The 16,752-nt window shown below is 58.2% G+C and carries 14 protein-coding genes; 9 read left to right on the forward strand and 5 right to left on the reverse strand.

Features of this window, described 5'->3' with window-relative positions:
- The coding region (locus tag AC1DKH_RS09715; protein WP_477798052.1) for an AMP-binding protein at nucleotides 1–971 on the reverse strand (971 nt) is incomplete at its 3' end.
- 476 nt (nucleotides 972–1,447) lie between these two features.
- Between AC1DKH_RS09715 and AC1DKH_RS09720 the strand changes: the two genes are divergently transcribed.
- The 5 genes from AC1DKH_RS09720 to AC1DKH_RS09740 all read left to right on the forward strand — a co-directional run bounded on the left by AC1DKH_RS09720 (nucleotide 1,448) and on the right by AC1DKH_RS09740 (nucleotide 6,404).
- The gene (locus AC1DKH_RS09720) at nucleotides 1,448–1,711 is read left to right on the forward strand and encodes a DUF2790 domain-containing protein (RefSeq protein WP_477798053.1); all 264 of its coding nucleotides are present in this window, start codon (nucleotides 1,448–1,450) and stop codon (nucleotides 1,709–1,711) included.
- A 190-nt stretch (nucleotides 1,712–1,901) separates the two neighbouring features.
- On the forward strand, nucleotides 1,902–2,177 hold the full coding sequence (locus AC1DKH_RS09725) for a hypothetical protein (RefSeq protein WP_477756284.1): 276 nt from the start codon (nucleotides 1,902–1,904) through the stop codon (nucleotides 2,175–2,177).
- A gap of 527 nt (nucleotides 2,178–2,704) precedes the next feature.
- The gene (locus tag AC1DKH_RS09730; protein ID WP_223534276.1) at nucleotides 2,705–3,952 is read left to right on the forward strand and encodes a ribonucleotide-diphosphate reductase subunit beta; all 1,248 of its coding nucleotides are present in this window, start codon (nucleotides 2,705–2,707) and stop codon (nucleotides 3,950–3,952) included.
- Nucleotides 3,953–5,041: 1,089 nt separating this feature from the next.
- On the forward strand, nucleotides 5,042–5,575 hold the full coding sequence (locus AC1DKH_RS09735; RefSeq protein WP_477798054.1) for a BRO-N domain-containing protein: 534 nt from the start codon (nucleotides 5,042–5,044) through the stop codon (nucleotides 5,573–5,575).
- Between the two features lie 115 nt (nucleotides 5,576–5,690).
- Nucleotides 5,691–6,404, forward strand: a complete 714-nt coding sequence (locus AC1DKH_RS09740) for an HNH endonuclease (protein WP_477798055.1) — start codon at nucleotides 5,691–5,693, stop codon at nucleotides 6,402–6,404.
- A 236-nt stretch (nucleotides 6,405–6,640) separates the two neighbouring features.
- Here the strand turns inward: AC1DKH_RS09740 and AC1DKH_RS09745 are convergent, their stop codons facing one another.
- The 3 genes from AC1DKH_RS09745 to AC1DKH_RS09755 form a co-directional block, all read right to left on the reverse strand.
- On the reverse strand, nucleotides 6,641–6,886 hold the full coding sequence (locus AC1DKH_RS09745) for a type II toxin-antitoxin system Phd/YefM family antitoxin (protein WP_477760702.1): 246 nt from the start codon (nucleotides 6,884–6,886) through the stop codon (nucleotides 6,641–6,643).
- A gap of 63 nt (nucleotides 6,887–6,949) precedes the next feature.
- Nucleotides 6,950–10,453 carry an alkaline phosphatase family protein gene (locus tag AC1DKH_RS09750; RefSeq protein WP_477798056.1) on the reverse strand — a complete coding sequence of 1,168 codons (3,504 nt, stop codon included), beginning with the start codon at nucleotides 10,451–10,453 and terminating at the stop codon, nucleotides 6,950–6,952.
- Nucleotides 10,454–10,626: 173 nt separating this feature from the next.
- Entirely contained in the window at nucleotides 10,627–12,393 is a 1,767-nt protein-coding gene (locus AC1DKH_RS09755; protein WP_477798057.1) for a SulP family inorganic anion transporter, read from the reverse strand.
- Between the two features lie 261 nt (nucleotides 12,394–12,654).
- Between AC1DKH_RS09755 and AC1DKH_RS09760 the strand changes: the two genes are divergently transcribed.
- Together AC1DKH_RS09760 and AC1DKH_RS09765 are read left to right on the forward strand one after the other, a co-directional pair.
- Nucleotides 12,655–13,620 carry a hypothetical protein gene (locus AC1DKH_RS09760; RefSeq protein ID WP_477798058.1) on the forward strand — a complete coding sequence of 322 codons (966 nt, stop codon included), beginning with the start codon at nucleotides 12,655–12,657 and terminating at the stop codon, nucleotides 13,618–13,620.
- 119 nt (nucleotides 13,621–13,739) lie between these two features.
- On the forward strand, nucleotides 13,740–14,057 hold the full coding sequence (locus tag AC1DKH_RS09765) for a helix-turn-helix domain-containing protein (RefSeq protein ID WP_477754433.1): 318 nt from the start codon (nucleotides 13,740–13,742) through the stop codon (nucleotides 14,055–14,057).
- A gap of 144 nt (nucleotides 14,058–14,201) precedes the next feature.
- Here the strand turns inward: AC1DKH_RS09765 and AC1DKH_RS09770 are convergent, their stop codons facing one another.
- Nucleotides 14,202–15,260 (reverse strand): MBL fold metallo-hydrolase, encoded by a 1,059-nt coding sequence (locus tag AC1DKH_RS09770; RefSeq protein ID WP_477798059.1) that lies wholly within the window; start codon nucleotides 15,258–15,260, stop codon nucleotides 14,202–14,204.
- A 215-nt stretch (nucleotides 15,261–15,475) separates the two neighbouring features.
- Between AC1DKH_RS09770 and AC1DKH_RS09775 the strand changes: the two genes are divergently transcribed.
- Entirely contained in the window at nucleotides 15,476–16,087 is a 612-nt protein-coding gene (locus AC1DKH_RS09775) for a TetR/AcrR family transcriptional regulator (protein ID WP_477765449.1), read from the forward strand.
- 125 nt (nucleotides 16,088–16,212) lie between these two features.
- Nucleotides 16,213–16,746: a DUF1003 domain-containing protein gene (locus tag AC1DKH_RS09780; RefSeq protein ID WP_477798060.1), complete on the forward strand. Its 534-nt coding sequence runs from the start codon at nucleotides 16,213–16,215 to the stop codon at nucleotides 16,744–16,746.
- Nucleotides 16,747–16,752: the final 6 nt, after the last annotated feature.

A 16,752-nucleotide genomic window follows, 5' to 3' on the forward strand; every position in this document is an offset into this window, starting at 1 on the left:
CCGTTGGCCAGCGGGCCGTAGACGATRTAACTGTGGCCGGTGACCCAGCCGACGTCGGCGGTGCACCAGTAGATTTCACCCGGGCGGTAGTCGAACACGCGCTCGTGGGTCATGGCCGCGTACAACAGGTAACCGCCGGTGGTGTGCTGCACACCCTTCGGCTTGCCGGTGGAGCCGGAGGTGTAAAGGATGAACARCGCCTCTTCGGCACCCATCTCTTTCGGCGCGCACACGGTGCCGGCCACTTTCATCAGGTCTTCGTACCAGATGTCGCGATGCGGGTTCCACTTGATMTCGCCACCGGTGCGCTGGCACACGATGACTTTCTGGATGCTGCTGGTTTCCGGGTTGGTCAGCGCGTCGTCGACGTTGGCYTTGAGCGGGATCCTCTTGCCGGCACGAATGCCTTCGTCGGCGGTGATCACCACTTTGGATTTGCAGTCGATGATGCGACCGGCCAGGGCTTCCGGCGAGAAACCGCCGAACACCACCGAGTGAATCGCGCCGATCCGGGTGCAGGCCAGCATGGCGACCACGGCTTCRGGGATCATCGGCATATAGATGGTCACCACGTCGCCGCGGTGCACGTCCTGACCACGCAGGGCGTTGGCGAACTTGCAGACTTGCTCGTGCAGTTCGCGGTAAGTGATGTGGCGGCTTTCGGCAGGGTCATCGCCCTCCCAGATGATCGCGACCTGATCGCCGCGCTCGGCCAGATGCCGGTCGAGGCAGTTGTAGGAAACGTTCAGGGTGCCGTCGGCAAACCATTTGATGTCGACATGGTGATCGTCGAAGGAAGTCTGCTTCACCGTGGTGAAAGGCTTGATCCAGTCGAGGCGCTTGGCTTGCTCGCGCCAGAAGCCGTCCGGGTTGACGACCGACTGCTGGTACATGGCCTTGTAGGTCGCCTCGTCGGTCAGCGTGTTAGCCAGAACCTCGGGACGAACGGGATACAGGGAAGCCGCACTCATCTTTCTTACCTCGGTGGAATAGTTGTTTTTGTATGACCACGTTTTAGCCGGGCCGGGCCTATAGAACCATTCGACGATGGTAGTAACAAGCCCCTACAAATTGTCATGAAAAACCGTCAAACCCACTACCGCCGCGGTACCTGTGGGAGCGAGCCTGCTCGCGATGGTCGTAAACGATAACGCGCCCAATCTGACACCCCACGGCGCTCTCTGGCTCATCGCGAGCAAGCTCGCTCCTACAAAATGAAGAGGCTATTCGAGGATTGTTACAGGATCTGTCAAAGGTGTTTATCAAAACCACGTCTATATGAACGTATCCCCCGCCTCTAAAATCTGCCACGCCAACAAGGCAACCTGATTAACCCAGTTGCAGCCCCCACGAAGGCAGTTAATCAAAACACCCTGGTACTGAAGTTCCACACGCAATCTCAAAAGGATTGCGTGCCCCCTTTCGACCTCCAAAAGGTAAATATCAAATGAAAGCTTTATTGGTTCTGGCCCTCAGCTGCGTGTGCGTAACCGCCATGGCCGGCGAGGTCCCGACTGATGTCGCACAGCAACAACCGCCCGTTGAGGAATACACTTACTCGATGAATCTGGACATCGCCAAAGTGATCTCCATGAGCGAAGCCCCGAATGTGTGTGAAGTGGTACCGATGAAAATGGAATACGAAGATTCCAACGGTCAACGGCATATCCTGCGTTACAGCGCGATGGGCAACGGTTGCTCTAACGGCTGACCTCCTGCTTCACCCCTCCCCCAATAAGGTTCGACCCACCCGCCACGATCAGGCAGATGAAGCGCCGAACCTTAATGATCGATTAAATCGATTATTATAAGCATTTATTTGCGCTTTTTAATCGAAATAGTCGGCGTAGTATCAACTGCAACCCAAGACAAACAACGCCTGCGAAACTGGAGCAACGACCATGAAAACCCAACTGATCCTCGCCCTGACCCTCTCCGTCCTGGCTGCCAACACCTTCGCCGCCGATGGTTACGACCGCACCGGCTCGGCCGCTTACACCAGCGAAGCGGCTGTCGCTTCCGACGGTTACGACCACACCGGTTCCGCGTCCTTCGCCGCCGATGGCGCAGACCACATTGGCGCCGGCAAACTGGCTTCCGACGGCGCTGACCGCACTGGCGCCGCCCGCCTCGCCGCCGATGGTGCCGACCACATCGGTGCCGCTCGCCTGAGCTGATCCGCCAGCGTGACTTCACAGCCCGACTTCGGTCGGGCTTAGTTGTGTCTGGAGCCTGAGAAAACCCCACCGAAACACAAGATGTAGTGAAAAATGCCTTTTTTGGTTATTTCTTGAGCAAAAATATTCCAGGGCAAAAAATCAGGAAAAAAAATCTTCCCCCGCCAACGTCGTTCAAAGCCCTGTAAACCCTCGCTCCGACCGAAATACGGCCCCCGTCGACCGATCCGTGAGCCATTTCGCCGCCCCACAGCACGCAAAACTTCCCTATAATGCGGCGTTAAACGGGACTGCAATATTCCCTTACAGGGATGAAAAGCCAGTCTGAAGCCCCGCACAAGCGATCAAAGCTTGCTGCGCCCATCAGTGGCTCTCGGAACCCCGTACAAATTTCTGTTTGATGCCTGCGTATAGCTGCTGCAAAAAACAATTCCTTTAGATCCAACGCGGCCAGTAAGGCCGTGTGAAAAACCGACCTATCCAATTTCACACGGGCACACTGGCCCTCACGCAGGAGACGACACGTCATGCTGAGCTGGGACGAATTCGACAAAGAAGACACGGAAGTAGCAGTCAAGGGCACTAACGCTGGCCACGCCACCGAAGCCAACATGGACCGTCTCGACAGCGCCGGCGGTGCCGCCGCCCTGGAAGCCCGTGCCGTGACCGCCGCTGACTCCGCCGCCGTTGCCCGCGCCAAAGCCGCCCTGGACTCCCTCGACGTCGCCGAAGGCCTCGCCGAACTCGAAGGCGCCTCCGCCCGTGTCGCCGTTGACGAAAAGCGCATGATCAACTGCCGCGCCGACCTCAACCAACTCGTACCCTTCAAGTACGACTGGGCCTGGCAGAAGTACCTGGACGGCTGCGCAAACCACTGGATGCCGCAAGAAGTCAACATGACCGCCGACATCGCCCTCTGGAAAGACCCGGAAGGCCTGACCGACGACGAGCGCCGCATCGTCATGCGCAACCTCGGCTTCTTCTCCACCGCCGACTCCCTGGTTGCCAACAACCTGGTCCTGGCCGTGTACCGCCTGATCACCAACCCGGAATGCCGCCAGTACATCCTGCGCCAGGCCTTCGAAGAGGCGATCCACACCCACGCCTACCAGTACTGCATCGAATCGCTGGCCATGGATGAAGGCGAAATCTTCAACATGTACCACGAGATCCCGTCGGTCGCGAAAAAAGCCACCTGGGGCCTGAAATACACCCGCTCGATCTCCGATCCGAAGTTCGAAACCGGCACCGTCGAAACCGACAAAGAACTGCTGCGCAACCTGATCGCCTACTACTGCGTCCTGGAAGGCATCTTCTTCTACTGCGGCTTCACCCAGATCCTCTCCATGGGCCGCCGCAACAAAATGACCGGCGTCGCCGAGCAGTTCCAGTACATCCTGCGCGACGAATCCATGCACCTGAACTTCGGCATCGACGTGATCAACCAGATCAAAATCGAAAACCCGCATTTGTGGGATGCCGAGATGAAGGAAGAAGCTTCGCAGATGATTCTGCAGGGGACTCAGCTGGAGATTGAATACGCGCGGGATACCATGCCTCGTGGGGTGTTGGGCATGAATGCGGCGATGATGGAGGACTACCTCAAGTTCATCGCTAACCGTCGTCTGTCGCAGATCGGTTTGAAGGAAGAGTACCCAGGGACCACTAACCCGTTCCCTTGGATGAGCGAGATCATGGACTTGAAGAAAGAGAAGAATTTCTTTGAGACTCGGGTTATTGAGTATCAGACTGGTGGGGCTTTGAGCTGGGATTGATTACCACGTCACCTGCTGCTCCTTCAGAGCAGCAGGTCGAAAAAATTTAGTAGTAACCAAAAACAAGAAACCCGCAGTAATCGCGCCAACGATTGCTGCGGGTCTTGACCGCACCATTGAACCGAAGCCCGAGGGTGCGGGCCGTGACTGAAAGATCTCAAATCACGATGCATTGGGAAAATGCGCGACGTGATTATAGACCCCTTTCGGACGGTTACAACGGCCTCGCGTCGGAGATTTCGTTTTATGAACGAAGGTCCAGTGGCGCCGCCAGGATACAGAGCCGTTTTCTGTATGAGCTTTAAGCACTGGCGTAGTGGTAAGGACGTTTTCCGTAAGGACGGCCGTCCATTCTGCTTTTTTGTCAAAGCGTAGGGGCGCGGGACAGGTGACTGTCCCGCTCTATAATCATGTTCAGAGTAACGACTTATGAATCAGCTCATTACTGATGCAATCAATACCCTTCAAGTGCTGAAATTCACCTATAGCGGTATTGATCGTGTAGTTGAACCACATGCAATTGGTATTTCTCGCACGGGAAAAGTATTGCTACGGTGCTTTCAGACACTGGGAGTGTCATGTCACGCCAAGGCACGAATGGGATCTCTGTGAACTAAGTAAGATTTCCAACCTTAGAGTCTCCGGTGATTACTTTCAGGGACCTCGGCCGGGATATCAAAAAGGAGATAGTCATATGGTCAGCATTTTTGCTCAACTTTGACCTCAAGTAGGAATAGCCGCGGATTCCGCGGCTATTTTTTTATGGGGTAGGAAAACTCTTACTCGCAATATCAGCAGCAGCTAAACCTCCTACATGTATTCCAGCACCTTCTGTATTGAGTGCCATTCCAAGCGGCCCTAAGCTCTACCGCAGGTGCCTAAGAAACGCCCAACGTAGAAAGCTAGCCAATTACACAGACGAGCAGTCACCCTTGGTGATTTATCGTACAGCTGTGTGAGGCTTTTGCTCGTTGGAGCTTCTTATGTCCACTCTACGTTGGGGTCAGGCCCGCCAAAGTCCAAACGTAGAGGTAATGGATATGCCTGAACACAACCTTCTCGTCACTCTCCGAATCATGGAGATCGGTCATGTCTGATCTCTTTTCTGTAACAGTCTTCACCCGCCACAACCTCCCTCTCCATGCCCTCCTCCTTGAAAACCAACCATGGTTCTGCGCCCGCGATATCGGCCGCTTGATGGGTTTCCATCTAAGTGAACGCATGGTCAACAAGCTAGACAAAGACCAGCACCGCACGCTGTGGATTGACTATTACCGGCAACCAGAAAAGCAGCTGATGCTCAGCGAGTCGGGTGTGTACGCGCTGTTGGTGTATCACTACGCACCAGAAAATCGGTTGCTGCGAGAGTGGATCACTCATCAAGTGGTTCCGGCCTTACGTGATGCGGAACAGTCGGGCAATTCGGACCAGCCGATGTTGAGTTTGTTGGATTGGCCGGAGATGTCGTTGAGCCTGCTGCATTGGCAGGATGAAGGTTGGATTCGACTGCGGGACATGCCTTATCTGTTGCTTGATCACACGCAAAAGCGGACGCCGGTGGTTAAGTCTTGGTGGCGGAAGGTTGCGCAGGTGTTTCAGTTGTCGAAGCACTCGATGAGTTAGCGACAGCCTTGTAGGATCGAACGAGAGATCTGTCGCTTTCTTCTGTAGGAATTTTCGTAGACAGTCGTAGTGGCCACTCAGTATCGTCCGAGGGTTATCAACCCTCGGCGATAGTATGGATACCCCAAAGGAAAAAAGTGGCTGGAGCGATCAGGAACTTGAGGCTTCGGTCGATGCTTACCTGAAGATGCTGGGCCTGGAGCAAAGCAGACAGACGTTTAAGAAGTCAGTCGAGAATCAGCTTTTGCGTGAAGGCCCGTTAAGCAAACGCAGCGCCTCTTCGGTTGAGTACCGCATGCAAAATATCTCTGCCGTGCTGGAGCAGATGGATTTACCGCGAATTAATGGCTACAGACCCGCCAAGAATATTGGAGCAGGGATCAGCGAGCGGATTCGCAAGGTGTTGGACAAAAAAATCGTGCCTGGTGCAAGCGAATACGCCCCGACTGCCAACCATGAGACTTTGATAAGCCGAGCATCCAAGCTGCAAAAGCAGGGGCTCAAGGTTGAGCCTGCCGGTAACCCGAGCCCACCACAAGTTAGCACCCTCACTACGTCCTATGTCCGCGACCCGAAGGTTAGAGCCTGGGTTACGGACCTAGCCAAGGGGATTTGTGAAGGCTGTGGCCAGAAAGCACCGTTTGAAGCCGATGGTTTGCCGTTTCTTGAGGTTCATCACGTTAAGCACTTGGCGCAGAAAGGTTCGGATAGCATCACCAACGCTGTCGCACTTTGCCCAAACTGTCATCGGCGTTGTCATCTTTCGAGCGACAAAGTTGAATTCACCTTGTCGCTATATACGAAGGTGGAGCGGCTGATGCGCGAGTAATTGGCGCCTGTTGCTCGACCTCGTTCCGAGTGCAAATCGTCAATCCGCACAATTCGGATTGCCTGATGCTTCCGAGTTGCAGCATTTGGGGCCGCTTCGCGGACCAACGGGGGCAAGCCCCCTCGCCACAAGGTTGGTGGCTGGCTTGGTTGCTGCGTTGGTCTTGCGAATCGCGAGCAGGCTCGCTCCTACAGGGGATCTGCGTCGGCTTGGGAAACATCAATTCAGCAAGCACCTCATAGACGGTCCTCAAATCCATCGATTAGATCATCGAGAGTCTTGTCGAAATCCGCAGACATCCGAATTGCCCCCTTCAACCGCCCAGGCTTTCGCGCCCGGGCTGTATCGAGATGGGGTAACAGATCCAGGTAAGACTTACCGTTTTTGGTAATCACAACGTTGTCACCATTCCATGCGCGCTCAGCAAGTTGAGAAAGCTGTGATTTGGCTTCGCGCATGTTTACTTTTACCCGCTCAGTCATTTGGCACCTCCATGGAGTTAGCCAAACTAGCCGAAGCCGTAGCTTTTCGATAGGCCAGCCCCCTCACCTCCCCAACCCACTAATCCGCCACGGACACACCGCCGCCCTCACCCCACTCGGCCCAACGATCTCCGGTGTCTGCCCCAACGACCTGGCGCTCAGCACACTCCCCACCCGCTCAATCAACTGATCAAACCCCAACGTCGCATCCTCCTGGTGCAATTTGCGCAGTTGTTCAACCAGGGCATAGGTGAAGGCGCCGTAGTGGTTGGAGCCCGCCACATATTCGCTGGCCTTTTCGTTTTCCCGCGCTGCATAGAGCATCAGTGGCATGTAGGGGCCGTGGTGGCCGTAGAGTTTGCCTTGGCGCAGCAGTTGGGCTTTTTTCTCGGGGCGCAGGCCCGTGGCGGCGCCTTGGGTGGTGCGGGTGCGGGTGAGGCCGCGGGTTTTGTTGTCTTGTTCGCTGAAGTCGCGGCGGTCGGCGTCGACTGCGTAGACGCGGCGGTCCCAGTCGCCGGCGTAGGGGTCCCAGCGCAGCATGCGGTGGCGGATGTCGCTGGGTGGGGTGATGCCGCGCACGCGGCCGTTGCCGCGGGTCATGCCGCCGGCGTAGCAGCAGTCGAACATGACGGTGAGTTTGGCGCCGTGGCCGTCCGGGTCGAATGGCAGGTGGCTGTAGAACTGGCGGAACAGTTTGTCGGTGAAGTGGGTGCTTTCGTCGTCCCAGTCGAAATCGTGGAGCACCAGGGTTTCGTCCATGCAGTCGGCTTCGCCGCTGCTGCTGTAGACCGGCAGTTGGGTGCCGTGGCCGGAGTAGAACAGCACGCGCTCGTCGCCGGCGCGGGCGCCTTCCACCAGCCATTCGAGGCGCTCGACGAAGTTGGCCCGGGTCGCTCGGGCGTCGTGCAGCAAGCGAATGTCGCCGGCGTCGTAGCCGCTTTCCTGAAGCATGCGGCTGATCAGGTAGGTGTCGTTGATGCAGCCGTCGAGGCGTGCGCTCGGGTCGCGGTAATCGTTGATGCCGACCACCAGGGCGCGGCGTTTGCGTTGGCCACTGCGGGACAGGAACGCCGGCACTTCCAGTGCCCGTGCGGCTACCACATCGCGGGCCAGTTGCGGCCAGAGGCCGGTCTGGCTGGTGGGTGACGACAGGTAGGCCTGGGCGGCGTGATTGAGGTCGAGCAGGTCATCGCGCAATGGCAAGGTGAATTCGGTTTGCAGGTCGACCCGCGCGGAATCCGGCGAGGTGATTGGCCGGGTCAGCAAGCCGTCATTGGGGTTATGGAGGTGGAACCAGCGGCGGATGCCTCGGCCGTTTTCGCTCAGGCGCAGGACCCGCCCGCCCCACACTTCGCGCATCACCAGCGGCAATGCGATTGGTGAGCCGAAGCTGACGAACACTCGGCCATCGATGCGTTTGAGCGCCGCCCCCTTTTTCGCCACCGAACGGCGCAGGGCGTCGTAGCCGATCAGGCTGCCCAGTCCTTGGGCGAAGATGATCTGCGGATTGAATGCCTCGATCTTTGCCAGCAGATGTTGAGTCAACTCCGTGCGCAAATCGGCGTCTTCGATCCATTGCACGAGGGCGCCCACCGTGGTGCGCAACATCTGGTTGACCGGCAAGCCCCAACTGCCGAAGTTCTCGTCGGCCTTGCCCCTGGCGTCGGCCCTCAGCATCGCCAGGCCTCGGGTGATCTGGGCGAAATCCGGTCCTTCCTTGAGCTGGTCATCGAAAGTCAGAAAGTCGATGTCCTGGTCATCGATGGGGCGACCGTTCTGTGCCAGTTGAGTGCGGATCAATGTGCGCCATTGCTCCTGCCAGTTCGCGTCGATGCCGCCCTGCCCGCCCGCTGCCCGGCTGAACCCGACACCGGGCAGGCACAGGACACGCAGCCGTGTTGGCGCGACCTCCGCCCCTGGCTCGACCAGGGCTTTGCTGGCCGGCGCCGCAACCGGAGGCACCGTTTGCCCTTGGGCAGTGACCATCAAATCCTGCAGGCGCCGCAGTTTTGCCTCCAGGCTATCTGCACTGGGCGCGGCAGGCGTGAGTGCCGCTTGCCCCGGATCAGCCAAGGCACGGCTGCGGTTGCCGAGAAAACCGCTGACCCATTGGGCGCTGCTCTTCCAGATCTGCTCTGGATCGAGGCCGTCGAGGTAACCGGTGGCGCTGTCCACCACCTGTCGACTTTGGGTCGCCAGTTCGGACTCGATCAATGGCAACCCGGCGCGACTCGGCACCACGGTGGCCGTCAACTTTGGCGCAGCCGATACACCCGGTGCAGTGCGCCAGATGGGCGCATTGCCGAAGTGCTGCGCGGCGACCACCCGTGGACCGAGGGCGCTGCGGGGCAATTTGAAGTGATCGCAAAGAAACGCCAGCAGGCTGGTGTGATCGTAATGCTGCGCCTGGACATCGCCTGTCCAGGGTATCAAGCCTGGCTTGAGCCACGGCGAAGCCAGGATCGCCGGTACACGAACGCCGAGCCGGGTGAAAGGATTTTTCCAGGGGACATCGACCGTTGAACCGGTCGCCACGCAAGTCGGCGGCACCACGTGGTCATGGAAACCGCCATGCTCGTCGTACAGCAGCACGAACAGGGTTTTGTTCCAGACAGCAGTGTTGGCCGACAAGGCATTGAATACCTCACCGACAAACTGATCGCCAAAGCGCAGGTCTTCAGGCGGATGATGCGACACGTTTGGCCCGAGTTTACCGTTGAGCAGGCCATAGCTCGGCTCGATCCAGGACAGTTCGGGGAGTTTGTTTCCGGCGACGTCCGACTTGAAGTCGTCGATGCTCAGGTGCTGCAAACCACCCTTGACCAGCGCCGCCAGCGGAACGGCGCCGTCGGAATAAATGCGCGCGTCGTGGCCATTGTTGCGCAGCAGCGAAAAAATACTCTCGCCGCCAAACTGTGCGATCAGGCTTTTGATGCCGGCCAGTACCGTGCCGGTGGAGGGCATCAGCAAGTGGCCATTGCAACTGCCGAGCATGGCAAAAAAACGGTTCGGCCAGGTTGGGCCTGGCACTGAGGAAAACCAGCGATCACACACGGTGAAATTGCGTGCCAGTCCATGAATTGCCGGTAACGTATCGTCGGCCGGGGTGGCGCCGAACGGGATGTAGTTCATCGCCCGTTGGGCCATGGATTGCGACCAGGTCTTGTACACCTTCAGGTCGGTGCGGGCCTTGTCGTAGGCGTCCTGGGCAAAACCATTGAGCGTGGGGTTGGCCGGGCTGGTCTTGAAGGAGACGCCCAGTTGTTTCTCTACGTTGACGAACTCGTGGCCAAGGTCGAAACCCTCGCTGTTGCTCGGCGGCAGCGCCGGAGGCAGAGGGGGTGGCGGCGCCCACAGGCTGTAGTTCTCCGGGAACTCCGATGCCTGGGTAATCACCGTCGAGTTGCCATTGGCCAGCTTCAGCGGATTGGTGCTGGGCGTGTGACGGTTGATACCGTCACACGCCGGGTTGATGCGGGTGTAATCCCCCAGCAGATGATCGAATGATCGGTTCTCCATCATCAACACGACAACGTGCTCAATCCCGGCGGGCCAGTTGTTCGGCATGGTGCGCTCCTTGCTGTGAAGTCTCGATTTCAACCTCTCGGGTTTCACGGCAATCAAGGCTTGGATGGCTGGACAATCCGCCTGATCCGGCGCTTGAGCCAGCGGCATGCGGCGATTCGATCTGCCAGACAACGCTAGTCAGGCGATGGGGGCTTGTCCAATGACGGGAGCACCTATCCTTTCACCCAGTCCACCGAATACATCGCGACATAGCTATTCACAGCCGCCCCGACCGTTGGAAAAAACGCCGTCTCCCCCAAACGCGCAAACAATCCAAACCGCTTGAGCTTGTCCTTGACCGGGTCCTTCATCTCGGCAAAGCACAACTCGATGTCCGCCGCGTGCAGGGTGTCGTCCAGTTCGGCGAGCATGTCGGCGGAGGTCACGTCGACGCTGGTGACTGGTTCTGCGGCGACCACCAGCCAACGCACGGGCGTGGGCGATGCCGCCACGGCGTCCAGCACTCGGTCGCTGAACAGCTCGGCATTGGCGAAGAACAAGGGCGCATCCCAGCGAAACAGGACCAGGCCGGGTATCAGACGCGCGTCGGGGTAGCGTTTGATGTCGTGGTAGCCCTTGACCCCGTCGGCGCGGCCCAACACCGCGGAGTACGGGCGCCAGCCATCCCAGAGGAATTCAATGATCGCAATCACGATGGCCAGGCCGATGCCCTCGATCGCGCCGAACACGGCCACGCCGACCGTACAGACAATCGATAGCCAGCATTCCCAACGCTGGATGCGATAGATCCGGCGCAGGTCGGTGATCTCGATCAAGCCAATGGCCGAGGCGATCACCACCGCCGCCAGTGCGCTGGACGGTAAGTGCTGCAACAGGTCCGGCGCCACCACCAGCAACAAGGCAACCGCCAGTGCGCCGACGACGCCGGTCAGTTGGGTTTTGGCACCGGCGGCCTCGGCCACGGGCGTACGTGACGAACTGCTGCTGATCGGGAAACCCTGAAAAAATCCGGCCGCCAGGTTGGCGATGCCCAGGCCCACCATTTCCTGATTCGGGTTGACGTAGGTGCGGGTCCGCGCCGCATAGACACGGGAGAGCACGCTGGTGTCGGCGAACGAGACGAGTGCGACGGCGCAACCACCGATCAACACCGGGACCATATCGGCGGTGGTGATCCAGGGGATGGCGAATCCGGGCAAGCCTTGCGGGAGCGAACCGAGGACCTTCACGCCGGAGCGTGTCGCAAGGTCGAGTACTCCCACCGCGACCGTCGCGCCAACCACCGCGATCAGGATGCCCGGCAACCGCGGCCATCGTTTGAGCAGCAGGATCACCGCCAGGGTAAGCCCGCCCACTATGAAGGTGGTCCAGTTGACCTTTCCCTCCATCACCGCTGAGGTAATAGCCCACAGGTCTCTCAACGGACCGTTGGACTCAATCGAAAAACCGAACAGTTTGGGCAACTGGCTGATCAATACGGTCAGTGCGATGCCGTTCATGTAGCCGTAGCGGATCGGTTTGGACAGCAGCTCGGTGATAAAACCCAGGCGTGCGATACCGGCCAGGATACACACCGCTCCCGAGACGATCGCCATCATCCCCGCCAGGGCGACGGCACGCTGCGGGTCGCCGCCGGAGAGTGGAAGGATGACGGCAAGGATGACGGCCACCAGGGAGGAATCCGGCCCCATCACCAGAATTCGGCTGGGGCCGAACAAGGCATAGAACAGCAGCGGAACAATGGTCGCGTAGAGGCCATAAATGCCCGGCACGCCCGAAGCCACCGCATAGGCGATACCGACGGGCACCAGCATCGTGGTCAGCACCAGGCCGGCCACGATGTCGTAACGCAGCCATGCCAATTGGTATTCGCGCAGCATGCCCAGTCCCGGTAGCCAGCGGCGCCAACCGGTCTGCTCGTCCCGGCGGGCTATCCGACCCGGCTCCGAAACGGGCGGCGAAGCATCTGAATGGCTCATTAACCGCCCTCGTTGATGTAATGCTGTTCATTTAAAAACTGTAGGAGCGAGCTTGCTCGCGATGGGCTCAAGAGCGCTGCGTTTAACCTGTAAACACGCGTAATCGTTAACGACCATCGCGAGCAAGCTCGCTCCTACAGTGGAGCATTCCCTCGTTGATGGACTGTGCAGACTCGGCGGTATCGAAGTGATCTCAGTGTAGCTATTGCTTCGAATGCGCCATCACTGGAAGCTGGCCAACTAAAGGACCTGGAACCCGACATGAAATTCGACCTCGCCTACTGCCTCAGCCTCAACGACAAGTTGTCGATCTACGACGTTCGGGATCTGAATTTCGACGAGACGATGGATTTCGATTCCGCCAGGGAACATTTCCAATGCCCGAACGATGCCTGTCGCCTGGCGTTCGACACGGCCAATGAGCTGGGTACGTTCAACGCGAAGAACGTGAATTACGTGCGCACGCCGCACTTCAAGAACTTGCCAAGTACGCGACATGTCGAGTGTTGCCCTTATGTCAGTTTGAAGTCGCCGGCGTCGGGGGCGGATGAGGCGGAAACGGATGACAGTCGCGAGGAACATTTCCCGTCGGAATTGTTACTGGCTCGGCGTGAGTATGTGCGTAAGCCGTCCAGTCCGGTGGTGATTGCCGATGTGGTTCGGGATAAGCCATTGGCGCCTAAGGCTGCTAGTAACCTCGAGCAACCGGGCAGGGAACCGGCCCCGGACAAGACCAGCATCTTCGCCCACCCGGTGGAGTGTTTCGTATCGAACTTCGACGACAAGGATTTGCTCAAGCGCGTGCCCCTGAAGATTGGCGAGCACACCGCGCCTTACGGGTCGTTTTTCAAGAAGATTGAGTATCTGCAAGACAACAAGGGACTGATTTACTGGGGCAAGGTCAAGGAGATCAAGGACTACACCCAGAGTTTTCGCATCGACTTCGAGAAGAAGGTCTGGTTCGAGAAAAAGCCTTACTCGGTCAATGTCTACCTGAGCAAAAAACTCATCGACAGCTACCGCAAACGCAAGGCGTTCCTGGAGGAGATCAAGCACGCCATCGAGAGTGGGCGGGAGCTGTATTGCTTCTTTTACGGGGTGACGCCCGAGCTGAAGCAGGTGCCGAGCAAGAAAAACCCCGAGCAGACGTTCGGGGTGTTCAGCGCCAACATTGAAAACCTGGATCACTTTATTGTGCGGGAAGCGCCGGGGTTGGCGGGCAAATAAGCGCAGTGCCGTTCGTCTGGCTGAAAAGACAAATCAAAAAATGCGTTTGATCCGGGCTCAAAACAACTGTACAAAAACACAGTATATTTTGACCAACACTCTCGAGCCCGGAGAACACCATGGCCTCTCAAGCGATGAAAATCACCCTGGAACGTATCGCCCTCTTCCAATTCACCCCGGCCCACTGCGCCCAGGCCCGAGCGATGCTGGGTTGGAGTGTGCAAGAGCTGTCGCGGGAATCCCGGGTTTCGGTGGAGGCCATTCAACGCTTCGAGGCACGCCAGGAGGTGCTGGATGTCACGCGCCTGGCGTTGGCCTATCGGTTCGAATCGGAGGGGTTGGTGTTCTTCCCGGGGTTTGCGCCGGGTCGAGGGATGAATGTGAAAGGGTCTACGCCGAATCCGGTTGGTCGGGCGGATTTTGCGATGGTGGAGTGAGCCAACTCACTGACTGACGATAAATGGTCCCCTGTAGGAGCGAGCTTACTCGCGATGGACGTTAACGATAACGCGCATTTCCTGGCTAAACATGTCGCCCTTTAGTCCATCGCGAGCAAGCTCGGTCCTACAGGGCCCATCACTCTACGCGTTCTGCACCACCACCCGATCACTCTCCCCTTCCACCGCCAGCCACCACGTTCCACCACGCTGCGGATGCATCAGGTTGAACGCCTCGCCCATTTGCGGTGTGGTGATCGATACGTTGCGTTCCCAGGCCAGGGCCAGGATGCGGTCGAAGGGTTCGTACCAGGCGTGCATCGACAGGTCGAAGGTGCCGTTGTGGATCGGCAGTAGCCAGCGGCCCTTGAGGTCGAGGTGGGCTTGCAGGGTTTGTTCGGGTTGCATGTGCACGTGCGGCCAGTCGACGTTGTAGGCACCGGTTTCCATCAGGGTCAGGTCGAATGGGCCGTACTGTTCGCCGATGCGTTTGAAGCCGTCGAAGTAGCCGCTGTCGCCGCTGAAGAAGATGCGTGTGTCGCCGTCGATCATCACCCACGAGGCCCAGAGGGTGCTGTTGCTGTCGAACAGGCCACGGCCGGAAAAGTGCTGCGACGGGGTGGCGATGAACTGGATGCCATCGACTTCCGTGCCTTGCCACCAATCCAGCTGGCGGACTTTGCTGGCGTCGATACCCCACTTGATCAGGGTGTCGCCTACGCCCAGCGGGGTAAGGAAGTATTTGGTCTTGTCCGCGAGCTTCAGCACGGCCTGGTAATCCAGGTGGTCGTAGTGGTCATGGGACAGGATCACCGCTTCGATCGGTGGCAATTCTTCCAGGCTGATCGGTGGCTGGTGGAAACGTTTGGGGCCGGCCCATTGCACGGGCGAGGCACGCTCGGCGAAGACCGGGTCGGTGATCCAGAATTTGTCGCGCAGCTTGAGCAACACCGTAGAGTGGCCCAGGCGATAGACGCTGTGGTTGGGCGCGGCGATCAATGCGGCTCGAGTCAGGGCTTGTACCGGGACGGGTGCGCTCGGGCGGGTGTTTTGCGGTTTGTGGAACAGCGCGTTCCACAGGATGCCCATGGTTTTGCCAAAGCTTAAACGTTGCACCGGCGTGAAGTTTTGATACTGCCCTTGAGCCTGTCGGGACGCTTCAGGTGTGGAGGCGTTGTCCGCCGGGGAGGTTGAATTGGCCATGACTGAATGACTCCAGAAAAACCGCGCATGACGCGATTTTCCGCTTTGGGACGATAAATGGCCAAGGCACGCACGCATCAGCCGGACTTTCTATTTTTACTGGGCAGGATTAACAAAACATTACACTGCACAGTGTAGTTTCTAGGTTGCATCAAAGTCGATGACAAGTAAACTGCTGAGTGTAATTACCCCCTTCTCCCTGCCGAAGCGTACTTATGACAGCTCCACAGCGCCTCACCGACCGAAAACGCCAAGCGATCATTCAAGCCGCGATCAACGAATTCCGTGACAACGGTTTCGAGATCACCAGCATGGACAAGATTGCTGCCACTGCCGGTGTGTCGAAGCGCACGGTGTACAACCACTTTCCCAGCAAGGAAGAGTTGTTCGCCGAGATCCTCAATCAGTTATGGATCCGGGTGACGGCAGAACAGGAAACGGCCTACCGTCCCGACCTGCCGCTGCGCGAGCAGTTGCGTTCGTTGCTGATGGCCAAACTGCAAATGTTGGGCGATGACAATTTTCTCGACCTGGCACGGGTCGCCATTGCGGCAACGATTCATTCCCCGGAGCGGGCGCAGGACATGGTGGCCCGAATGGGCGAACGCGAAGAGGGACTGACGGTGTGGATTCGAGCCGCTCAAGCGGATGGCCGATTGAAGCCCGTGGCTCCCGAATTCGCCGCTCAACAGATCCATGGCCTGCTCAAGTCCTTTGCATTCTGGCCACAGATTTCCATGGGGCAACCCGGCTTGTCAGCCAAGGAGCAAAACACGGTGGCGGATTCCGCGCTGGACATGTTTCTGGCCTGCTATCAGGTGCAATAAATGACAAGGTCGACGGCAGTGTCGATGGATTGATGGCTCTGATTTGAATGGCGCGATGTGTTTCAGAATGAAACTGGCACTGAGGCTATAGTGAGCCTCAGTCCCAGCAACAGACAGAGAGCATCATGACCAGCACGAGCCACGAAACCGCCGCCCACGTCGATCACCTGCGTTTCCATCGCCCTCATGCCCACCTCGCGCCGACCTTTGGCAATGACAAGTTTGCCCTGCGCGCCGAAGCCTTTGCGCGGTTCTTCGGCACACCGACTTTTCTCGGCGCACAAACGCTGATCGTGGTGATCTGGGTGTGCCTCAACCTGTCCGGTTTCACCCATTTCGATTTGTACCCGTTCATCCTGCTCAACCTGGCTTTCAGCCTGCAATCGGCCTATGCCGCGCCATTGATTCTGTTGGCCCAGACTCGCCAGGCTGCGAGGGACAAAGCCCAATCCGAGGCCGATGCGCAGCACCGCGAAGCGCTGGCGACCGCCAACAGTGAGCGACAGGCGGAGGCCGCGAAAAACACTGCGCAACTGCTGGAGTTGCTTGAGCAGAACACCCGTCTCACGGAGATGACCAAGAGCCTTACCGAGCGCATCGAAAACCTGACCACGGAAATGCATCAGCACCTGGTGCGCAAGGATGAGCCAAGAACCTGAACGGTT

The sequence above is a fragment of the Pseudomonas sp. 05L36 genome, from assembly GCF_056398125.1.